Below are 339 nucleotides of genomic sequence, written 5' to 3'. Positions count from 1 at the left end.
GGCGCGGCGGCAGGGTCCTCGGAGACCTTCTGGACCGACTTGTTCTGCGCGGGCTTCCCGTCCAGCGGGATGTCGTCGCGGACCATCGACCACAGCTTCTCGGCGTCGACCGGCTTGGGCTCGACCTTGCCCTGGAACCCCTGCAGCTGGGAGTAGACGTTCGGCATCGTGGTCATGGTGATGCGCTTGGTCGGGACCTTCTTGAGGTCCTCCGCGAGGTCGTAGAGCTTCTTGACCGAACCGATGCCGTCGGGGCCGTCGTCCACGGTGAGCGCGTTGGTGGCCGCCTCGGCGAGGTCCATCAGCTGCCCGGGGTTGGACAGTTTGGTGCCCTTGCGC

At 67.0% G+C, this 339-nt stretch carries 1 pseudogene; it reads right to left on the bottom strand.

Going from position 1 to position 339, the window contains the following annotated elements:
* Positions 1–339: pseudogene (locus tag J0695_RS40205) on the bottom strand (LCP family protein); the annotation flags it as partial.

This window comes from Streptomyces beijiangensis (genome assembly GCF_017315755.1).
In the GTDB taxonomy this organism is placed as follows: Bacteria; Actinomycetota; Actinomycetes; order Streptomycetales; family Streptomycetaceae; genus Streptomyces; species Streptomyces beijiangensis.
The sequence above is the reverse complement of the archived record's forward strand: the minus strand, read 5'-3'. Positions and strand labels throughout refer to the sequence as shown.